Consider the following 18,313-nt stretch of genomic DNA (forward strand, 5'->3'; position numbering starts at 1 on the left):
CATACAAAAAATATAGTTTGTTGTTTTATCTTTCATCTTTTTTCTAATATATGTAAATATTCAACTGTTTCAGTTGCTTTATGATTTCTGTTTTCTGTTTTATCAGCTTTAAAACGTTGATAATTAACAGTTTTTAAACTGTAATTTCCGTAAGCAGACATTATTGTACTTACCTCATTTTCAGTCATTAACCCTTCATTGTTATAGCTTAAGAAAATGTGCTTAAATTTAGCGTTTTTTATTAAATTTTCGAAGGAAATTTTCACTTCATTTTTCTTGCAATAAGAAGACCTATAATAATCTCTTAATCCCGTTTTTCCCTTCGGAAGAAAAGTATCATAATTGGCTATTGTGTTTAATAAATGATAATTTGAACCGTACTGCCGCGCATTATATGGCGGGTCTAAATACAAAATATCACCTTCAATATTTTCAATTAGTTTATTGCTATCTTCATTAAAAACTTGATGTGAGTTTTTAGTAATTATAAATTTAGCAGGTATAAAGTTTAATGTTTTTTGAGCAGATTTTTTGATATGTTTTAAATAAGCGCCATAAACTGAAGCTGTATTTGCAACTTTATCGGCACTTTCTATTAACGATGCTATTAAAAAATAATACATATCATCATTTATCTCCTTCGTTGTTTTCCAAGTTTCTATTTGTTGTCGTATTGCATCAATTTTTTTACCATTTTCTGAAGAAAAATACAATCTTCCTTCACTTCCGTTTTCGCAGTAATTATGAAATATAAAGCCCTCAATTCCAATTAAATTATTTAAAGTTTCAAACTCAGTTTTACAATTTAATAATTGGTGATTTCCAATATAATTTCTGTTTAAAACGTAGCTATATTTTTCTACATCATTTGAAATAACTTGCTTTACTAATGGTTTAAAATTACGACCAACAATACCCGTTCCTGCAAACAAATCACAAAATACTAAATTTGATAAATCTAAGCCTACAACATCAATTATTGAAGTTTTTAAAAATGTAGAAAGTTTATGTTTAGACCCTATATAATTCACTTAAATTTATTTTATTGCCCAAATAATATCGGCTTTTACTATTTCATTTTCAAAATAAAAACTATGTAATTCTGACGGTTCAAATTTACTCAAATAAGTTGAAACTATATTTTTTAACCAACTAATCTCAGCTTTTAATTTCCAATGCTCATTTTCGTTTTCAAAATTTACCAATACAATAAAAAGTCTATTTTTAAAATGTTTACGCTGTTGTTGGCTTTGATTTTTATACAACCACTCTATTAATTCATGCTTATGTTCAATTGCATATGGAACTGATTTTTTAAATCCTTTTGGAAAAACGGTAGTTTTATGATCAAACGGAATTTCGTTAATAAAAAAATCTGTGAATTTATTGTAAGAATCTGGGTGTGATTTTACCGTAGTATGTTCACAAAAAATAGTTTCAATTGCTTTTGCCGACCAAAAATTAAACCATCTGTTTAAGGCATAATTTTTCAAATCGTTATATTGAGCATTATTTTTAAATTTAATTTCAATAGTTGATAAAAGCAACTCAAAAGAAGCTACTTTGTAGATAAAACTAGTTTGTTTATCAAACACATCAACTTGTTTTCTTCCCCACGAATACTGAAATTTTAATCTTTTTTTAAGTTCTTCTTCTAGCGCTTTGTAATCCATTAATACTATGAAAATTTCCGCTCAATTAAATCTATAAACCGGCTTTCGTATTCTAATTTTTCATTCCAATCATAATCTGGTTTCACAAAATTTAAAATAAAATCTTTTGCATCATTTTCAGTTTTAAAAGAATTTAATTGTGATAACACACGATTAAAATCTTCTTGATTTCCTTCAAATAAATGTTTTACAAAAGCTATTCTATCATTTAAACCAATTTGTAAATTATTTTTAAATAGCGCATCATTTAATGAACGTTTAGTATCTGGTGCATTTTCAACTACGGGGTTTTCTTTAGTAACTCTTTCAAACATTTCAGTAGCTACATCAGCTGATATTGCATCTTTTAATTCATCTTCTAAAGAGTTTTGTGTTGAAAATATTTCTTTTTCATCATCTTTTATTAAGGTGTCTTCAATTCCAAATATTTCTTCAACTTGTTCTTCTGAAATTAATTCAACTTCTTTTCCAACTTCAGTTATTTTTGTTTGCTCATCTTCTACTTCTTCAGAAACCAATTCAATTTTATCAACAATTTCCGTATTATTTTGTGGTGTGTTTATATATGCATCAACAAATTTAAGTACAGATAGCTTTTCGTAAATACCGTGTGCTTTTTTATGTAATTCATCTATAGCGTCGTTATTTTTCATTTCTAAAATACTCTGTGCCAGGCTTATTAATTCAGCTTTAATTTTTTTGTGCATAAGTTGCGCTATTAAATGATTTTTGATGTATTTTTTTTAATAAATTTGAATTCTAAACGAATGTAACATTTTTTTTATTGCATTTATTTTTGAAACTAAAAAATTACAATAACCTTTCAAGCGTGAAATTACAAAATGTTTCTTGAAAATACAGTAAATCATAACGAACAATTTGGATGGATTGAAGTAGTTTGTGGATCCATGTTCTCTGGTAAAACAGAAGAACTAATTCGCAGGTTAAAAAGAGCTCAATTTGCCAAACAAAAAATAGAAATTTTTAAACCTGCAATAGATACTAGGTATGATGAAGAAATGGTGGTTTCGCATGATGCCAATGAAATTAGATCTACACCTGTACCGTCATCTTCCAATATTTTAATTTTAGCAGATGAAGTTGATGTTGTTGGGATAGACGAAGCTCAATTTTTTGATGATGGTATTGTTGCCGTTTGTAATGAATTAGCCAACCGCGGAATTCGTGTAATTGTTGCTGGTTTAGATATGGATTTTAAAGGAAATCCGTTTGGACCAATGCCTGCGCTTATGGCAACTGCTGAATATGTTACAAAAGTACATGCCGTTTGTACAAGAACGGGTAATTTAGCGCATTACAGCCACAGAACAGCTATTGGTGATGAATTGGTGATGCTAGGTGAAACACAAGAATACGAGCCTTTAAGTCGTGCCGCATACTATAAAGCCATTCGTGATGAAGAAAACAAAAAAGCAGCACAAAATAATCATGAAAAATAACCACGTAACTACGCTTGAAATAGATTTAAATGCTATTGATTTTAATTTCAATTATTTTAAATCTAAAATTCATAAAACAACAAAAGTTTTAGTAGTAGTTAAGGCGTTTGGTTATGGTAGTAGCGCCATAGAAATTGCTAAACTTTTAGAAACTAAAGTTGCTTATTTTGCAGTTGCTTATTTAGATGAAGGAATTGCTTTACGAAATGCAGGAATTAAAACGCCTATTTTAGTTTTACATCCTCAAAAAAACAATTTCAAGAAAATTATTGAATACCATTTAGAACCTAATATTTATTCACTTCCTTTATTAAACTCTTTTATTGAAGTTACTAAAAATTTAAACTTTCAAAGTTATCCTATTCATTTAAAATTTAACACTGGTTTAAACAGGTTAGGGTTTACAGAAAACAATATCTCTGAAATCTCTTCAATTGTTAATAATCAAGAAGAAATTATTATAAAATCTATTTTTTCACATATTGCTGCAAGTGAAGATTTAAACGAACGTACATTTACATTGCAACAAATAACTAGTTTTAATACAATTTCTTCAACATTAATTCAGCAATTAAAAAATACACCTTTTAAACACATGTTAAATACTTCAGGAATATTAAATTATGCTTCCGAAGCGCAGTTTGATATGGTACGTTTAGGAATTGGTTTGTATGGTTTTGGAAATGATGAAACTCAAACTAAAAACTTAATAAATGTTCTCACTTTAAAATCAGTAATTTCTCAAATTCATACTATTGAAGAAGGTGAAACTGTTGGGTATAATAGAGCTTTTAAAGCTATTTTAACCATAAAAACAGCAACAATACCTATTGGCCATGCTGATGGTATTTCAAGACAATTTGGAAATGAAATTGGGTATGTTTACATAAATAATAAAAAAGCGCAAATAGTTGGAAATATTTGTATGGATATGATTATGGTTAATATTACTGACATTGATTGTAATGAAGGTGATGAGGTTTTAATTTATAAAAACCAACAACATATTGAAAGCCTAGCAAAAGCTATAAATACAATTCCTTATGAGCTACTAACTGCAATTTCTCAACGAGTTGGAAGAGTGTTAAAATAATGTTAAAGAAATTGATTTTTTTACTATATTCGCTACACTATTCATCAACTAAAACAACTATATAATGGGAATGTTAAAAGAATTTAAAAATTTTGCAATGAAGGGAAACCTTGTTGACATTGCAGTAGGTTTTGTAATGGGTGCAGCTTTTAAAAGTGTTGTAACCTCATTTACAGGAGGTATTGTTTCACCACTTATTGGTTTAATTTTCAATTCAAATTTAAAAGATTTAAACTGGGTTGTTAAAGATGGCGTTGCTAATGATGCTGGAGAAATTGTAGGTGAAGTTGTAGTTCTTTACGGTGATTTTTTAACAAATTTAATAGATTTTATAATTGTTGCATTTGTAATGTTTATGATTATAAAAGGAATTAATAAAACAAAGAAAAAAGAAGAACCGGCTCCTGAAGCTCCAAAAGGTCCTTCTCAAGAAGATTTATTAACTGAAATAAGAGATTTATTATCTAAAAAGTAAACCAAACTTTATTTAATAAGCTAAAAAAGGTTCGCAAATGCGAGCCTTTTTTTATTGCTATTTTTTCGTTTCGTAAACGTCAGCAATAGTAGGAGCGTTATTACTTTTAGCAATTAAAATTAATTCATCATTTACTGATACATTTCCTGTTTTAAGTACTTTAAAATACAATCCGCTTTTAGTAGAATTCCAAAATTGTTTTAGTATTTTTTGTGTACCAAAAACCAATTCTAATTTCATACAAGGTTCTCTTGGTTTTGTTACTTCTAAAATAACTTCACCCAACTTATATGTATTTCCTACTTGTATTTGAGTTTCATCTAAATTTGATATGGTTAAATTTTCACCAAACATTCCAAATCTCCAATCTAAATTTGGGTACAATTCTTTCCAATATACATAATGATTTTCCGAATATGCATATACCGCTTGATCTATTCCACCGTGATATTTTCTATCAACTACTGCATCACTTTCAACATCTTCTTCACCTAAAACTATTTCGCTGACCGGAAATTTATAAATCCCTGTTTCAACAACTCTTCCTTTATAATTAATGGTTTTTTTCTCGCCAATATTTACTGATACTACTTTCATTTAAACTTTAAATTTTGAAAGTTTATCAGCAATTTTTCTATTATCAGATAAACGAGGTACTTTATTTTGTCCGCCTAACTTTCCAATTGATTTCATATAATTATTAAAACCACCTTTTTCAATACTAGTTATTTTTAAAGGTTGTAATATTTTTCCTTTAATTAAATCTAAATAATATATGTTTTGTTGTTGCATAGAAACATCAACTTTAGCTGCAAAACTTTGTAAGTTTTTAGGTTCATTATCAAACTCAATAAACCACTCGTGATATGGCAAACCACTTTCTGGCGTAATTTGAGGCGCAACAGTAAATTCAGTAATACCAATAGTTGTATTGGTTGTATTTTCATTCATTGCTTGTTCTACTTCTTTCCCAATTACATGCTCTCCAAATGCCGAAATGAAATGCTTAATGCGCCCGGTAACTATAATTCTTGGCGGATTTACTGAAAGAAATTCAACCGTATCACCAATATTATAACCCCAAAGTCCTGCGTTAGTATTTAAAATTATCACATAATTTACGCCTGCTTTTACATCAGCTAAAGAAATTCTAGTTGGATTATCCTCAAAAAATTCTTCGGAAGGAATAAACTCATAAAACATTCCATTATCCACCAATAACATCATTCCCTTTTCATTTTGAGAATCTTGGTAGGCGATAAATCCTTCAGAAGCCGGATACAATTCAATAGTATCCACTTTTCTTCCAATTAAATCTTCAAATTTGTTTCTGTAAGGTTCAAAATTAACACCTCCGTAAACAAATAAATTAAAATTTGGAAACACTTCACCTACCTTTTTACCGGTTCGTTCAATAATTTTTTCGAAATACATTTGCACCCAAGATGGAATTCCACTAATGAGTGTCATATCTTCGTTTATTGTTTCATCAACAATAGCGTCAACTTTGGTTTCCCAATCTTCAATACAATTGGTTTCCCAACTTGGCAAACGGTTTTTAAGTAAATAATTTGGAATAAAATGTGCTGAAATCCCTGAGAGCCTTCCTGTTTTTATTCCATTTTTTTCGTTCAATTCTGGGCTTCCTTGTAAAAAAATCATTTTACCATTTACAAAGTCCGTTTTTTTAGTTTCAGCAATATAATTTAGTAGTGAATTACGCGCGGCACTAATATGCATTGGCATAGATTCTTTTGTAAGTGGAATGTATTTTGCGCCTGAAGTTGTCCCAGATGTTTTCGCAAAATACAGTGGTTTTCCTTTCCATAAAATATCAGATTCTCCAGCTACAACTTTTTCTACATATGGCTTTAAAGCTTCATAATCTCTAACGGGAACATTTTTTTTAAAATCTTCGTAAGAATTTATGGAATTAAAATTATGATCTTTCCCAAATACAGTTTTAGAAGCCTGAGCAATTAAGTTTTTGAAAACTTTTTGTTGAATTTCTACTGCATTATTACTTTGTTTGTAAAATTTTGATGCAGTTAGTTTTGCAAATGGTTTTGCTAAAATTGATTTAATGCTCATTTTTATTCGAAATCAATATAATTTGTTGGGTTTACAGGATAACCTTCATTCCACAATTCAAAATGTAAATGAGGTCCTGTAGTATATTCGCCAGAATTTCCTGCTGAAGCAATTACTTCACCAGATTTTACTAAATCACCCTGTTCTTTGTGTAATGCTGAATTATGCTTGTAAATAGAAATAAATCCGCTAGTGTGTTTCACAATAATAACATCTCCTGTATCTGCTGTCCATTCGGCAAAAATAACTGTACCATCTGCAACCGATTTTACAGGTGTATCCATTTCTACAGCAATATCAACAGCAAAATGTTTTTTTTCTAAATTATAACCATCAGATAATATCCCTGTTACTGGTGCAAAAAATACTATATCAGCATTTTTAGTTGCTTCTTCAAAAATACTATATCTATCAGTACTTTCAATTTCTTGTCTAAACTCTAAATCAATATCGCTAGCACTTAAATCAATAGTATCTTTATCATATTGTATTGCTTGTAAAACAGAATCTTTATCAAACATAACTTCTGAAATTTCACCCGTTAACAATGCTCTAACTTTTTGAATGTATAAGTTATTTACTTCTAAAATTTGTTGTAATGAATCTGCTTTATATACTAATTTAGTAGCATCCTTTTTTAACTTTGTTGATGAATATCCAGGAATATATTCTCTTAAAGGAGTAAAGGCGATTAAAAAAATGGTGCCTACAATTAATAAAATAGAAAATACACTTCCTAAAATAAATACATTTAATCTTGTTAATTTAAATGAAACTTTTTCTTCAAAAGTGTCTTCATTCAAAATAACCATGCGGTATTTATGAATTAGTTTTTGTCTAAATTTTCCTTTATTTTTTGATTTTCTTGTCATAATTAAACTTAAAACAAAGGTACAACGAAATTTTATTTAAAAATTTTAATATACTTGTTTAGGTGTGTTAAAACTTAGATAAAATTATTTTTTATAAAAGTTCATTTCATCAATATATTCCCAAACATTTGCAGGTAACATTGTACTTATATTTTTTTTATCTTGAATTGATTTCCTAATTAAAGTAGAAGAAATTTGAACTATTGGAGCGTTTACGGTATGAACATTTTTGTGGTCAAAAAATTGATGTTTGATTGTACCTTCAGAAATACGCGGATACACATATAATTGATAATTTTGAAGTATTGTCTCATAGTTTTTCCATTTATGAAATCCTTTCAAATTATCTTCTCCCATTATTAAACAAAATTGATGTGTTGAGAATTTTTCTTCAATATGAACCAATGTATTTATAGTGTAATTTGGCTGTGGCAAGTTAAATTCAATATCAGTAGTTTTTAATTTTGGGTAGTTTTCAACAGCTATATTTACCATTGCTAATCTATGATGATTACTTAGCATTGTAGTTTTTTGCTTAAACGGACTTTGCGGTGTTATTACAAACCAAACCTCATCCAAATCAGAAAATTCAGCTATATAATTTGCAATAATCATATGCCCAACGTGGATTGGATTAAACGTGCCAAAAAACAATCCTACCTTCATTTATTTTATGAAATTTTCAACCATATTAAACGCGTCCTTTTTTGCTGTATCTAAATCGTTATTAATCAAAATAACGTCAAAGTTTTTAGCATATTTTAATTCATTTTCAGCTTTTGCAACTCGTTCCTTTATTTTTTCCTCACTATCAGTTTGTCTATTTCTTAGTCTGCGTTCCATTTCTTCTATAGATGGAGGTTGCACAAAAATAGCCAATGTTTGCTCTGGAAATTTCTTTTTTATTCTTAGCCCGCCAACAACATCTATATCAAAAATTACGTGTTTACCTAGGCTCCAAATTCGTTCAACTTCCTTTTTTAAAGTACCGTAATAATTATTTGTATATACTTCTTCCCATTCAATAAAATCATCATTTGTAACATGTTCTTCAAACTCTTTTAACGAAATAAAATAATAATCTTTTTCGTTTATTTCAGCACCTCTTTTTTCGCGTGAAGTTGCTGAGATAGAAAAGTCTAAGTTTAATTCTTTTTGTTTTAATAAATAATGTACAATTGTAGTTTTACCTGAACCTGAAGGCGCTGAAAAAACTAGTAATTTTCCTTCTTTTTTTACTAACATACTATCCTATAAAACGTTCAAATTTTGTTCTTTTATTTTCTCTAGTTCATCTTTCATTTGAACTACTAATTTTTGCATATCAGCAAAATTAGATTTTGAACCAATAGTATTTATTTCTCTACCTATTTCTTGCGTTATAAATCCAAGTTTTTTTCCGTTTGAAATATCTCCTTGAAGTTCTTTTTTAAAATAATCTAAATGATTTTTTAAACGAACTTTTTCTTCTGTAATATCTAATTTTTCAATGTAATAAATTAACTCTTGTTCAAATCTACTTTCATCAATTTTAGCTTCTAGTTCTTCAATCGCATTTTTTATTTTTTCTTTAACTTTTTCAATACGCTTTGGATCAACCTCAATAATTTCCTTTAATAAATTTTCGATAATTGAAATACGTAAATCAAAATCGGTTTGCATAGATACTCCTTCATCAATTCTGTATTGAATTATTTTTTCAATAGTTTCATCAATCGCCTTGTCTATTTCAAACCATTCATTCTCATCTAATTCATCTCTTTCTGTTTTTAATGAATCTGGCAATCTAACAGCCATTTTTAGTAATTCCATTTCATTAGAATCAACAATATCTTTTAATTGATTCATGTATTCTTTTACTGCTAATTCATTTATTTTTGAAGAAACTTCACCACCATTATTTTCAATGTAAATTGAAAAATCAACTTTTCCTCTAATTAAAGTTGAAGCTAATTTTTTACGAACATCTAATTCTTTCTCTCTATAATATGAAGGAATTCGAACATTTAAATCTAAATTTTTGCTGTTTAACGATTTTAACTCAATCGTTATTTTTTTAGTAGAAAGTTGCAATACGGTTTTCCCGTATCCGGTCATTGATTGTATCATCTAAATCTATAATTTAGGCAAATTTACTAATTTTATACATAGTATTTCATACATGGCTTTTACAACTGTTAACTATTTAAAATTACTCAAAAAAAAACCTCCCAATTGGGGAGGTTTTTTAATTAAAAATTTCAATTAAATGTTTAGTTATTTAGAACCCAAACACCACCTGTTTTAATAAGGCTCATACTTAATTCATTAATACCATTATCATATAAAAGATAAGTGAAAAAGTATTTTTGACCTTCTTCAGCCGCAGGGCTTAAATGATCAGCAAGAATACCTAAAGCTTCAACCACCTGACCTTCAGTCCAATTATAATCAAAATCACTATAATTAGAAAGGTTTGGTAAACTCACGTTATCATAGTCAGGGTTTCCTGTTAATTGATCTGCCATATAAGTATAATCAGCAGCAGTTAATGTATATTTAATAGTATTGTCAGGTACCCAATTATTACCATCATGTCCAAATTGTAAAACTGTACTTATTGTAGAGCTATAAGCTATCCATTCACCATCTATTAAAGTGTATAAATTACCACGTACTTGTGCTCCGCTGTTACTAGAATAATAGTCATATGCTACATCTAATTCAGTACCTTCTAATGCGTAAGGGAATTTTAATTTTAAAAATGTTGGTAAGTAATCATTTGGAGGTGTTGAACTACCAAAGTTGTTATATCTTCCTGGCTGCCCTGAATCTTCTCCCATAGAGTCAAAATCTTCAGCACTTACTAAGTAAAATCTTTCTGGAGCAGTTACCCAAGCCCCATCTGTATAAGTATAACCCATTACTTTAGAAGTTTTATCTCCTATAACTACATCATCTAATTCATCATTACTCATAATAGCTGACCAAGTGTTTGCAACACGTATCCCATCTATATTAGCGTTAGGTCCACCGCCTCCTTGACGTACACCTATTCTTTCTAAAGTATAACCTGCTGTTCCAGTATTTGTAACTAATGGCTCTGATGGCTCATAAGAAAGTGCAGATGATAATACATATAGATTAGCTTTACCTGTAGCAATATCATAAGACGCTACAATAAGGTACGTAGTATCTAAATCAAATGATGTACTACCATAAGTTAAGGTACTTGAACTAGCTCCAATACCAAATAAAATGTTACCAGATCCATCATCTTTTGCACCTACTCTAGCTGCATAATTATAACTACCATCTTCCTCCATAAAATGAATAAAGTAAGTACCATCATCAACAGTACCTAAATTTACAAGTGCGCTATAATAAACAGTACCTGAAGAAACTGGCGAAAATGAGGTGTTTACATCTTCATTTCCTGGATTGTTAATTCGAATAGCTCCGCCTACACCTGAAGTAGGATAATCAGTCATTGATAAATCTGCAGTAGTATATCCAGCAGGGTTGTAACCAGAACTTGAATGTGCTACCCAATTACCACCAGATGCTACTGTAATATCATCCGCTACATTACCGTAATCAAAATTTTCTTCAAGTAAAACTTCAGGAGTAACTGTATAAGCGCTTCCTGTAAACTGAAAATATTTTGCTACAGCATAATCTCCTTCGTCAGCATAATTAATATTATCAGCAAGTATATCAGCTAAATAATTAGTAGGAACTGCATCAGATTGGAAACCTAATAAATCACTTCCTCCAAAAGTATAATCATCTTGATTTAAATAATAATCTTCTATCCCAAAAGCATTACCTATGTATAATTGGTAACCAACTAATACGGAAGATCCTTTACCCCAAACTGGGTACATATCTGTTAATAAAGCAGGTATATCAGATTTTGCATCATCTTCAGAACTAAAACTTCCATAGTTTAAACCTAAGGTGTCATAATCATCATCTGTTAATGTATAATCAGCGTCACCTGCAATTGGTGTTTCTTGAGCATCAATGGCAGCATTAATCTCATCCATTGGTTCGCAGGCTGTAAATACCAAACCGAAAACCATTATTAAATAAATTAATTTTTTCATAATTATATATTTTTAAAATTTAATTTTCATTCCAACACTAAATGTTCTCCCTGCACCGTAATAAACCGTTGCATCTGTTTCATCATGATTACCACTTGAACCATCAAACGCATCAGATACATATACAACATCAAATATATTGTTCATTTTAGCATTTAGAGTTGCTTTAAAATCACCTATAGCAAATTTATGGTTAAGTCCAAGATCAACTAAATGATAATCAGGCATTTCCCATGAATCTTCTCTATCTATCAGTCCTTCATCGTCTAAACCTCTTCCGTTAATATCATACCTTGCGTAAATATTACCTGCGTAGTTATAATCTACATATATAAAAGTTGTAGGTAATACATTATAGTTAAAACCTAAAGCAAATGTAGTTTGAGCTGCATCAGAAACTTTTAAATCTTTAGCATATACATCAACTGTTTGATCATCTAAAGCGTTTCCTCCTTCATCGAATATTGTTCCAGTTACATCATTTTTCCATTTCCAATCTCCTAAAGAAGCCATACCTGTAATTGTTAAATTATCAGAAGCATTGTATCTAAAATCAAATTCAATACCCATATGTAAAGCATCTAAACCTGGAATGTTATAAGCTAATCTATCTCCTTCAGGGTCAGGATTAGAAACAGTTCCGGTTAAAGATTTATCTACCCAAGATGTATTATAAACATTTAAGTTTGCTGCAAAATTTGAACTTCTGTAACCATAGCCAATTTCAGCACTAAATACTTTTTCATTTAAAGCATCAGGGTTTAATGTAGTACTACTTGTGCTTTGAAATACATTTCCAGTTAAGAAAGGAGCTTTGGAAAATGAACCTATATTAACAAAAACATTACTTGTTTCATTAATATTATAGTTCGCACCCCCTTTTACACTATATCCTAAAAAGTCTGCTTTGTCTGATATTCTGTTAGGATCATCTGAAGCATATTTCATGAAATCTATTTTGCTGTATGTTGTATTTGAAATAGCAGAAGATAAAAATATAGCTACATCATCATTATAGGCATATTCTAATTGTCCAAAGATTCCTCCTTTAATTACTTTACCATCATAGTCTTTATTATATCTATCACCAACTTTTAATGCTTGATTATATGTATTGTCTGAACTATTTGTGTTATGGAAGAATTGACCACCTAACAAATCTTTAACCTCATACCAGTGTGAACCAACATAGTATCTTCCATCTAAACCACCTGATAATGTTAACTTATCTGATAATTCTGTTTTTAAAGTTGATAAAATACCAATCCATTGGTGAGAGTTCATAGAAGCAGAAAGAATATCTGTAGATCCTAAAGCTCCATTCGCTTTATTTTCTTCAACTATTTTATCAAAATTTATTGGTGTATCAACATCTCCAATTCTGTAATTAACATCATTAAATTTAGATCCAGAAGTTCTTCTACCTCCACCAGAACCGAAAGAAGCATAAACAGCTGTAGATAAATTAGTATTATCATTAATATACCAGTAATGATTTAAAGACATTTGAGGTTTGTGGTAAAAGTTGTATGAAATGTGTTCAACTTCTCCATTTTTATAACCCCAATCTGGATTGTATCTCTGACCACCAGCTTCAGTAGCTCTATTTTGAGCTATAGTTCGTCTATTGTATCTTTGTCCGTGTACTTGTTGAGCACCAAAAGCTGTAAAAGATATTTTGTGTTGGTCATTTATTTCTTTTGATAAATTTAAAAAGTAGTTATAACCATCAAATTGAGTTCCATCAACATATCCATCTCCGTAAATTTTTGCAGCAGAAACTGTTGCAGCAAAACCATTCTCCATTAAACCGGTAGAAAGTGTAGCTCCGTATTTTTTATATCCATCATTTCCGGTAGACATTGTAATATTTCCACCTTTTACAACATCTGTTGATTTAGAAATAATATTAATAGTACCACCTATTGAAGGTACAGCAACTTTAGAAGCTCCTAAACCACGCTGAACCTGCATAGCACTAGTAACATCTGCTAAACCAGCCCAGTTACTCCAATAAACTCTACCGTTCTCCATATCATTAACAGGTACACCGTTAATAAGAACACCAATATTATTTGATTCAAAACCTCTTAAGTTAATTCTAGAATCTCCATAACCACCACCTGCTTTTGTTGCATATACCCCTGGTGTAGATTTTAAGATTTCAGGAAATTCTTGAGTCCCTAATTTCACTTCAATAGCTTCTGCTTTTATAGTAGAAACTGCTACAGGTGTTTTTCTATCTACAGCAAAAGATGTAGCTGTAATAACAATTTCCTCTAATGATTCAGAAGAAGGATCTAATGAAATAGTTCCAAAATCCTTATTCCCATTAAATGATAAAGATTTTGTTTGGTATCCAACAAAAGAAACTAAAATAGTACCGTTAGCACTTGTAGTTTCAAATGTAAAATTTCCATCAAAATCAGATGATGCTCCTGATTGAGTTCCTTGAAGAACAACAGTAGCTCCAGGTAAAGGTTGATTTGTTTCATCAACAACCTTACCAGTAAGTTTGGTTTGTGCAAAAATGACAGATGTTGAAATCAACATAACTATCACTAGCCAATTTTTAAAATTTCTCATTGTTTATTTTAATTTGAATTAAATGTTTGTGCAAAAATGCACCTTTTTATTGATTTATCTTTATTAACTAATCGTTAAGTTTTAACAAAAAATTAAGACTATTAAAAGTAATAAAAATCATCGTAAAAACTGACAAACAATTGTTTAAATGTTAACAGTTTATTAACAGATGTTAATTGTTCAACATGGTTGCTTCTTATACTGTTAAAAAATTAACTTTTTTTATACAATTTTTGGGCTAATTCTTTTCCTAATTCAACGCCAAATTGATCGTAGCTAAAAATATTCCATATAATTCCTTGAACAAATATTTTATGTTCATAAAAAGCAATTAGACTTCCTAAAGTTTTAGGTGACAATTTTTGAATCAATATTGTAGTACTTGGTTTATTTCCTTCAAAAACTTTGTATGGTAATAACTTTTCAATAGCATCCATTTTACCTTGAGTCTTTAAGTCTAAATGAACTTCTTCTTTTGTTTTACCTTCAGCCAATGCTTGAGTTTGAGCAAAAAAGTTAGCCATTAATTTATCATGATGTTCTTTATTTCCATATAATGACTCTTTAAACCCAATAAAATCAGCTGGAATTAATTTTGTTCCCTGGTGCAATAACTGCATAAAAGCATGTTGAGAATTGGTACCTGTACTTCCCCAAATAACATTTCCTGTTTGGTAATTTACCTTTTCACCATTTCTATCAACACTTTTACCATTACTTTCCATAATGGCTTGTTGTAAATAAGGTGCTAATTTGCTTAAGTATTGTGTGTAAGGCAAAATAGCTTCAGTTTCAGCATTAAAAAAGTTGGTGTACCAAACACCTATTAAACTTAACACAACTGGCGCGTTTTTTTCAAAAGGTGTATTTTTAAAGTGTTCATCCATTTCAAACGCACCGATTAAAAGGTCTTTAAAATTTTTGAAACCTATAGCTAAGCTTATTGACAAGCCAACAGTGCTCCACAATGAAAAACGACCGCCAACCCAATCCCACATCGTAAAAATATTGTCGGTTGCAATTCCAAATTCACTAACAGATTTTAAATTTGTAGAAACAGCTACAAAATGTTTTGCAACATCATTTTCTGAAGCAGTTTGCAAAAACCATTTTTTAATAGTAGTTGCATTTGTTAATGTTTCTTGCGTGGTAAAAGTTTTTGAAACAATTACAAATAGTGTTGTTTCAGCATTTAAATTTTTAATAACTTCTTGAACGTGGTCACCATCAATATTTGAAACAAAATGAACATTCAACTTATTTTTGTAATATTTTAAAGACTCCACAACCATATCAGGCCCTAAATCTGAACCTCCAATACCAATATTTACAACATCAGTTATTGCTTTTCCTGTATATCCTTTCCAATTTCCAGAAGTAACTTTATTGGTAAACGCTTCCATTTTAGCCAACGTTTCGTTCACTTCAGGCATCACGTTTTTACCATCAACAACTATTTCATTGTTAGCTTGGTTTCTTAAAGCGGTATGTAATACTGCTCTTTTTTCAGTCTGATTAATTATTTCACCTGAAAATTGTGCGTTTATTGCACTTTTTAAATCTACTTCATTTGCTAGTTCTAACAAATATTCTAATGTTTCTTCAGTAATTCTATTTTTTGAATAATCAAATTCAAAATTGTTAAAATTTATGGTGAAGTTTTCTTTTCTTTTGGTGTCGTTATTAAATAACGATTTTAAATGTTGATTTTCAATTTCAGCAAAATGCGCTGTTAGTTTAGACCAAGCTTTTGTTTGTGTTGGGTTTGTGCTTTTTAATGACATAACTTAAAGTTTATTTCTTTTTCTGAAGAATAAAAAGGTTTTAATTTGGATAGTTTATTGAGTCTATTTTATTTTTTAAAGGAACTATAAATTCGAAATAATTAGGTTTAACAATTTCTTTCATTGGTTCGGCAGCTGGTAATTTTTGCTTTAACGGATCAACTTGTTTTCCATTTTTCCAAAAACGATAACATACATGCGGACCAGCTGTATTTCCTGTCATTCCAATTAAACCAATTACTTCACCTTGTTTCACAAATTGCCCAACTTTCACCTTTCGCTTACTCATATGTAAATATTGCGTACTGTATGTTGCGTTATGGCGTACTTTTACATAATTACCATTACCTCCTTTATAGCGAGATTCTGTAACTGTACCATTTGCGGTTGCCATAATTGGCGTACCAATAGGCGCGGCATAATCTGTACCTTTATGTGCTCTAACTTTATTACCATATAAAGGTATTCTTCTTCGTAAATTATAACGAGATGAAATTCTACTAAATTTTACAGGCATTTTTAAAAACTGGCGACGTAAATTAGTGGCCTCATCATCAAAATAATCGGGAATATTTAATATTGAATCAGCTACAAATTTAAATGCGTAAAATGGCTTATTCCCATGTTCAAAATAAGCTGCTTTTACTTCTCCAATACCAACAGGCACAGTATCATTAATATAAAATTGTTCATATATTAATTTAAATTTATCGTTTTTTTGAAGTCGAGAAAAATCAATTGTCCAAGCATAAATATCATCTGCCATTTTGTAGGTTAAATACGAACTTAAACCTTGTTCATCAATTGCATCAGACAGAGAGCTAGTTATAATTCCTGAAGCAGTTTTAATTACTGCTTTTACAGGTTTTTTAGCATTGTATGCCGCAATTATTGAATCTTTAAAATCAATAACAGTATAACGAACTTTAGAATGTTTGTATATAAAAACTTGTGCTGCTTCAGTAGTATCTTTTTTAGCTAAAATGGTATAAGGAATACCACTTTTAATTCTTCTTACATTAAAAGTGTCTTTAACTTTAGTTACAATTTCTAATACTTTTGGATATTCAACATGATGTCTATCTAATATTTCACTAAAGTTTTCACCTTTCTTTATTGTATCGTGAATTACTTTAAAGTTATTTAGCTTAAAACCATACTCATAAATTACTTTTGGTAATGCAGGTACAATATTAATTACTGGTTTTTCTTCTTTACAAGAAATTAATAAAACGAGACTTATAAGTGTAATTAATTTTTTCAAAATAATTTGTATTTACGTTTTAATCAGGTTAAAAATTTTAAAACGCAAAAGTACAATTTAATTGTTGAAAATAATGTTAAAAGGGTGTGCTAAACCTTTAAAAGCATCTAAATCTGCTCTAAGCGATCCAACTGCTAATGATGCTTTAATTCTTAAAGGAATTTTATTTTCATCATCAGTAACCCAAATACTTACGCTTTCTTGTTCTTTAAAAACACGACCTGCTTGTACCAAAGGTCTGAATTTCAATGTTTTTATTTTCCCAAATTTTGTTCTTATAATTTCTTTCCCTAAAAAATGAAGTTTAAAATTTGTAATTTCTTCATCAAAAAACATTTTAATTTCAACGTCATCACCAATTTCTAAATCACTAAGGTTTTGATTTCTTAAAAAGTAAAGTGATGAAAGAATATCTTGAATATCACTGCTAATAGGGTGCTTTTCTACTTTATTATGCTTATAATCTTTAACTGTAGCTTCATTAGCTTCATAATTAAATAAAATTTCTTTGTCTTTAGTATAGCCTCCTTCATTTATTTTACGAATAAATCTGTAAGGCTTTAAGGATTCTTTGTACATGTATGATTGGTAGTTGTCCTTCACCTTAAAAAACAAACTTATTAATCCAGTAGTTTTTCCTTTACCAATAATATGAAAAGCTTCTTCTTTATTGTTTTTTATTTCTTTAACTTCAATGGTTGAATAGCCAGCATTAAAAAAATTACTATAACTCATTCTAAACTTTAGCCATTCTCCATTTTTAAAAGGAAAAGGTGTATTTGAATTTTCATTTTTTACAGATTGTCCATACGAAAATGCTGAAATTAATAGTAGTACTATGATAAATTTTTTCTTCATTCTTGTCGCTGAATTAATTCATATTTATGATGAAAAATACAATTATTAAGCCAAAAATAATAAAAGCTT

At 29.5% G+C, this 18,313-nt stretch carries 17 protein-coding genes; 3 read left to right on the top strand and 14 right to left on the bottom strand.

The features are described 5' to 3' along the window. Positions 1-32 precede the first annotated feature (32 nt). Genes GQ540_RS04020 through GQ540_RS04030 form a run of 3 tightly spaced genes read right to left on the bottom strand, consistent with a single transcriptional unit; the run spans position 33 to position 2,380 of the window. Positions 33-1,031, bottom strand: a complete 999-nt coding sequence (locus GQ540_RS04020) for a DNA adenine methylase (protein WP_291797705.1) — start codon at positions 1,029-1,031, stop codon at positions 33-35. Positions 1,032-1,037: 6 nt separating this feature from the next. Beyond that, positions 1,038-1,673, bottom strand: coding sequence for a hypothetical protein (locus GQ540_RS04025; protein ID WP_291797708.1), 636 nt, complete (start codon positions 1,671-1,673; stop codon positions 1,038-1,040). Between the two features lie 5 nt (positions 1,674-1,678). Beyond that, positions 1,679-2,380 carry a hypothetical protein gene (locus tag GQ540_RS04030; protein WP_291797711.1) on the bottom strand — a complete coding sequence of 234 codons (702 nt, stop codon included), beginning with the start codon at positions 2,378-2,380 and terminating at the stop codon, positions 1,679-1,681. Between the two features lie 135 nt (positions 2,381-2,515). Between GQ540_RS04030 and GQ540_RS04035 the strand changes: the two genes are divergently transcribed. The 3 genes from GQ540_RS04035 (at position 2,516) to mscL (ending at position 4,701) form a co-directional block, all read left to right on the top strand. After that, positions 2,516-3,133: a thymidine kinase gene (locus tag GQ540_RS04035; protein WP_291797714.1), complete on the top strand. Its 618-nt coding sequence runs from the start codon at positions 2,516-2,518 to the stop codon at positions 3,131-3,133. Next, positions 3,123-4,226, top strand: a complete 1,104-nt coding sequence (gene alr, locus GQ540_RS04040) for an alanine racemase (protein WP_291797717.1) — start codon at positions 3,123-3,125, stop codon at positions 4,224-4,226. The genes GQ540_RS04035 and alr overlap by 11 nt, the downstream gene beginning before the upstream one ends. A gap of 70 nt (positions 4,227-4,296) precedes the next feature. Continuing rightward, entirely contained in the window at positions 4,297-4,701 is a 405-nt protein-coding gene (gene mscL / locus GQ540_RS04045) for a large conductance mechanosensitive channel protein MscL (protein WP_291797839.1), read from the top strand. A gap of 57 nt (positions 4,702-4,758) precedes the next feature. Here the strand turns inward: mscL and GQ540_RS04050 are convergent, their stop codons facing one another. The 11 genes from GQ540_RS04050 to GQ540_RS04100 form a co-directional block, all read right to left on the bottom strand. Further along, positions 4,759-5,298: an MOSC domain-containing protein gene (locus GQ540_RS04050; protein ID WP_291797720.1), complete on the bottom strand. Its 540-nt coding sequence runs from the start codon at positions 5,296-5,298 to the stop codon at positions 4,759-4,761. Beyond that, on the bottom strand, positions 5,299-6,792 hold the full coding sequence (locus GQ540_RS04055; RefSeq protein ID WP_291797723.1) for a GH3 auxin-responsive promoter family protein: 1,494 nt from the start codon (positions 6,790-6,792) through the stop codon (positions 5,299-5,301). It abuts the gene before it with no gap. Positions 6,793-6,794: 2 nt separating this feature from the next. Then, a complete protein-coding gene (locus tag GQ540_RS04060) occupies positions 6,795-7,664 on the bottom strand; it encodes a M23 family metallopeptidase (RefSeq protein ID WP_291797725.1) in 870 nt (289 codons plus the stop codon). An 84-nt stretch (positions 7,665-7,748) separates the two neighbouring features. Continuing rightward, the gene (nadD, locus tag GQ540_RS04065; protein ID WP_291797728.1) at positions 7,749-8,330 is read right to left on the bottom strand and encodes a nicotinate (nicotinamide) nucleotide adenylyltransferase; all 582 of its coding nucleotides are present in this window, start codon (positions 8,328-8,330) and stop codon (positions 7,749-7,751) included. Next, positions 8,331-8,909, bottom strand: coding sequence for a guanylate kinase (gene gmk / locus GQ540_RS04070; RefSeq protein ID WP_291797731.1), 579 nt, complete (start codon positions 8,907-8,909; stop codon positions 8,331-8,333). A gap of 6 nt (positions 8,910-8,915) precedes the next feature. After that, positions 8,916-9,773: a YicC/YloC family endoribonuclease gene (locus tag GQ540_RS04075; protein ID WP_291797734.1), complete on the bottom strand. Its 858-nt coding sequence runs from the start codon at positions 9,771-9,773 to the stop codon at positions 8,916-8,918. Positions 9,774-9,916: 143 nt separating this feature from the next. Next, positions 9,917-11,752: a hypothetical protein gene (locus GQ540_RS04080; protein ID WP_291797737.1), complete on the bottom strand. Its 1,836-nt coding sequence runs from the start codon at positions 11,750-11,752 to the stop codon at positions 9,917-9,919. A 12-nt stretch (positions 11,753-11,764) separates the two neighbouring features. After that, positions 11,765-14,338: a carboxypeptidase-like regulatory domain-containing protein gene (locus GQ540_RS04085; protein WP_291797740.1), complete on the bottom strand. Its 2,574-nt coding sequence runs from the start codon at positions 14,336-14,338 to the stop codon at positions 11,765-11,767. Between the two features lie 212 nt (positions 14,339-14,550). Continuing rightward, entirely contained in the window at positions 14,551-16,122 is a 1,572-nt protein-coding gene (gene pgi / locus GQ540_RS04090) for a glucose-6-phosphate isomerase (protein WP_291797743.1), read from the bottom strand. Between the two features lie 40 nt (positions 16,123-16,162). Further along, positions 16,163-17,392 (bottom strand): peptidoglycan DD-metalloendopeptidase family protein, encoded by a 1,230-nt coding sequence (locus GQ540_RS04095; protein WP_291797842.1) that lies wholly within the window; start codon positions 17,390-17,392, stop codon positions 16,163-16,165. Positions 17,393-17,443: 51 nt separating this feature from the next. Continuing rightward, entirely contained in the window at positions 17,444-18,244 is an 801-nt protein-coding gene (locus GQ540_RS04100) for a DUF3108 domain-containing protein (protein WP_291797746.1), read from the bottom strand. Between the last annotated feature and the right edge of the window lie 69 nt (positions 18,245-18,313).

It is taken from the genome of Lutibacter sp., assembly GCF_013139515.1.
In the GTDB taxonomy this organism is placed as follows: Bacteria; Bacteroidota; Bacteroidia; order Flavobacteriales; family Flavobacteriaceae; genus Lutibacter.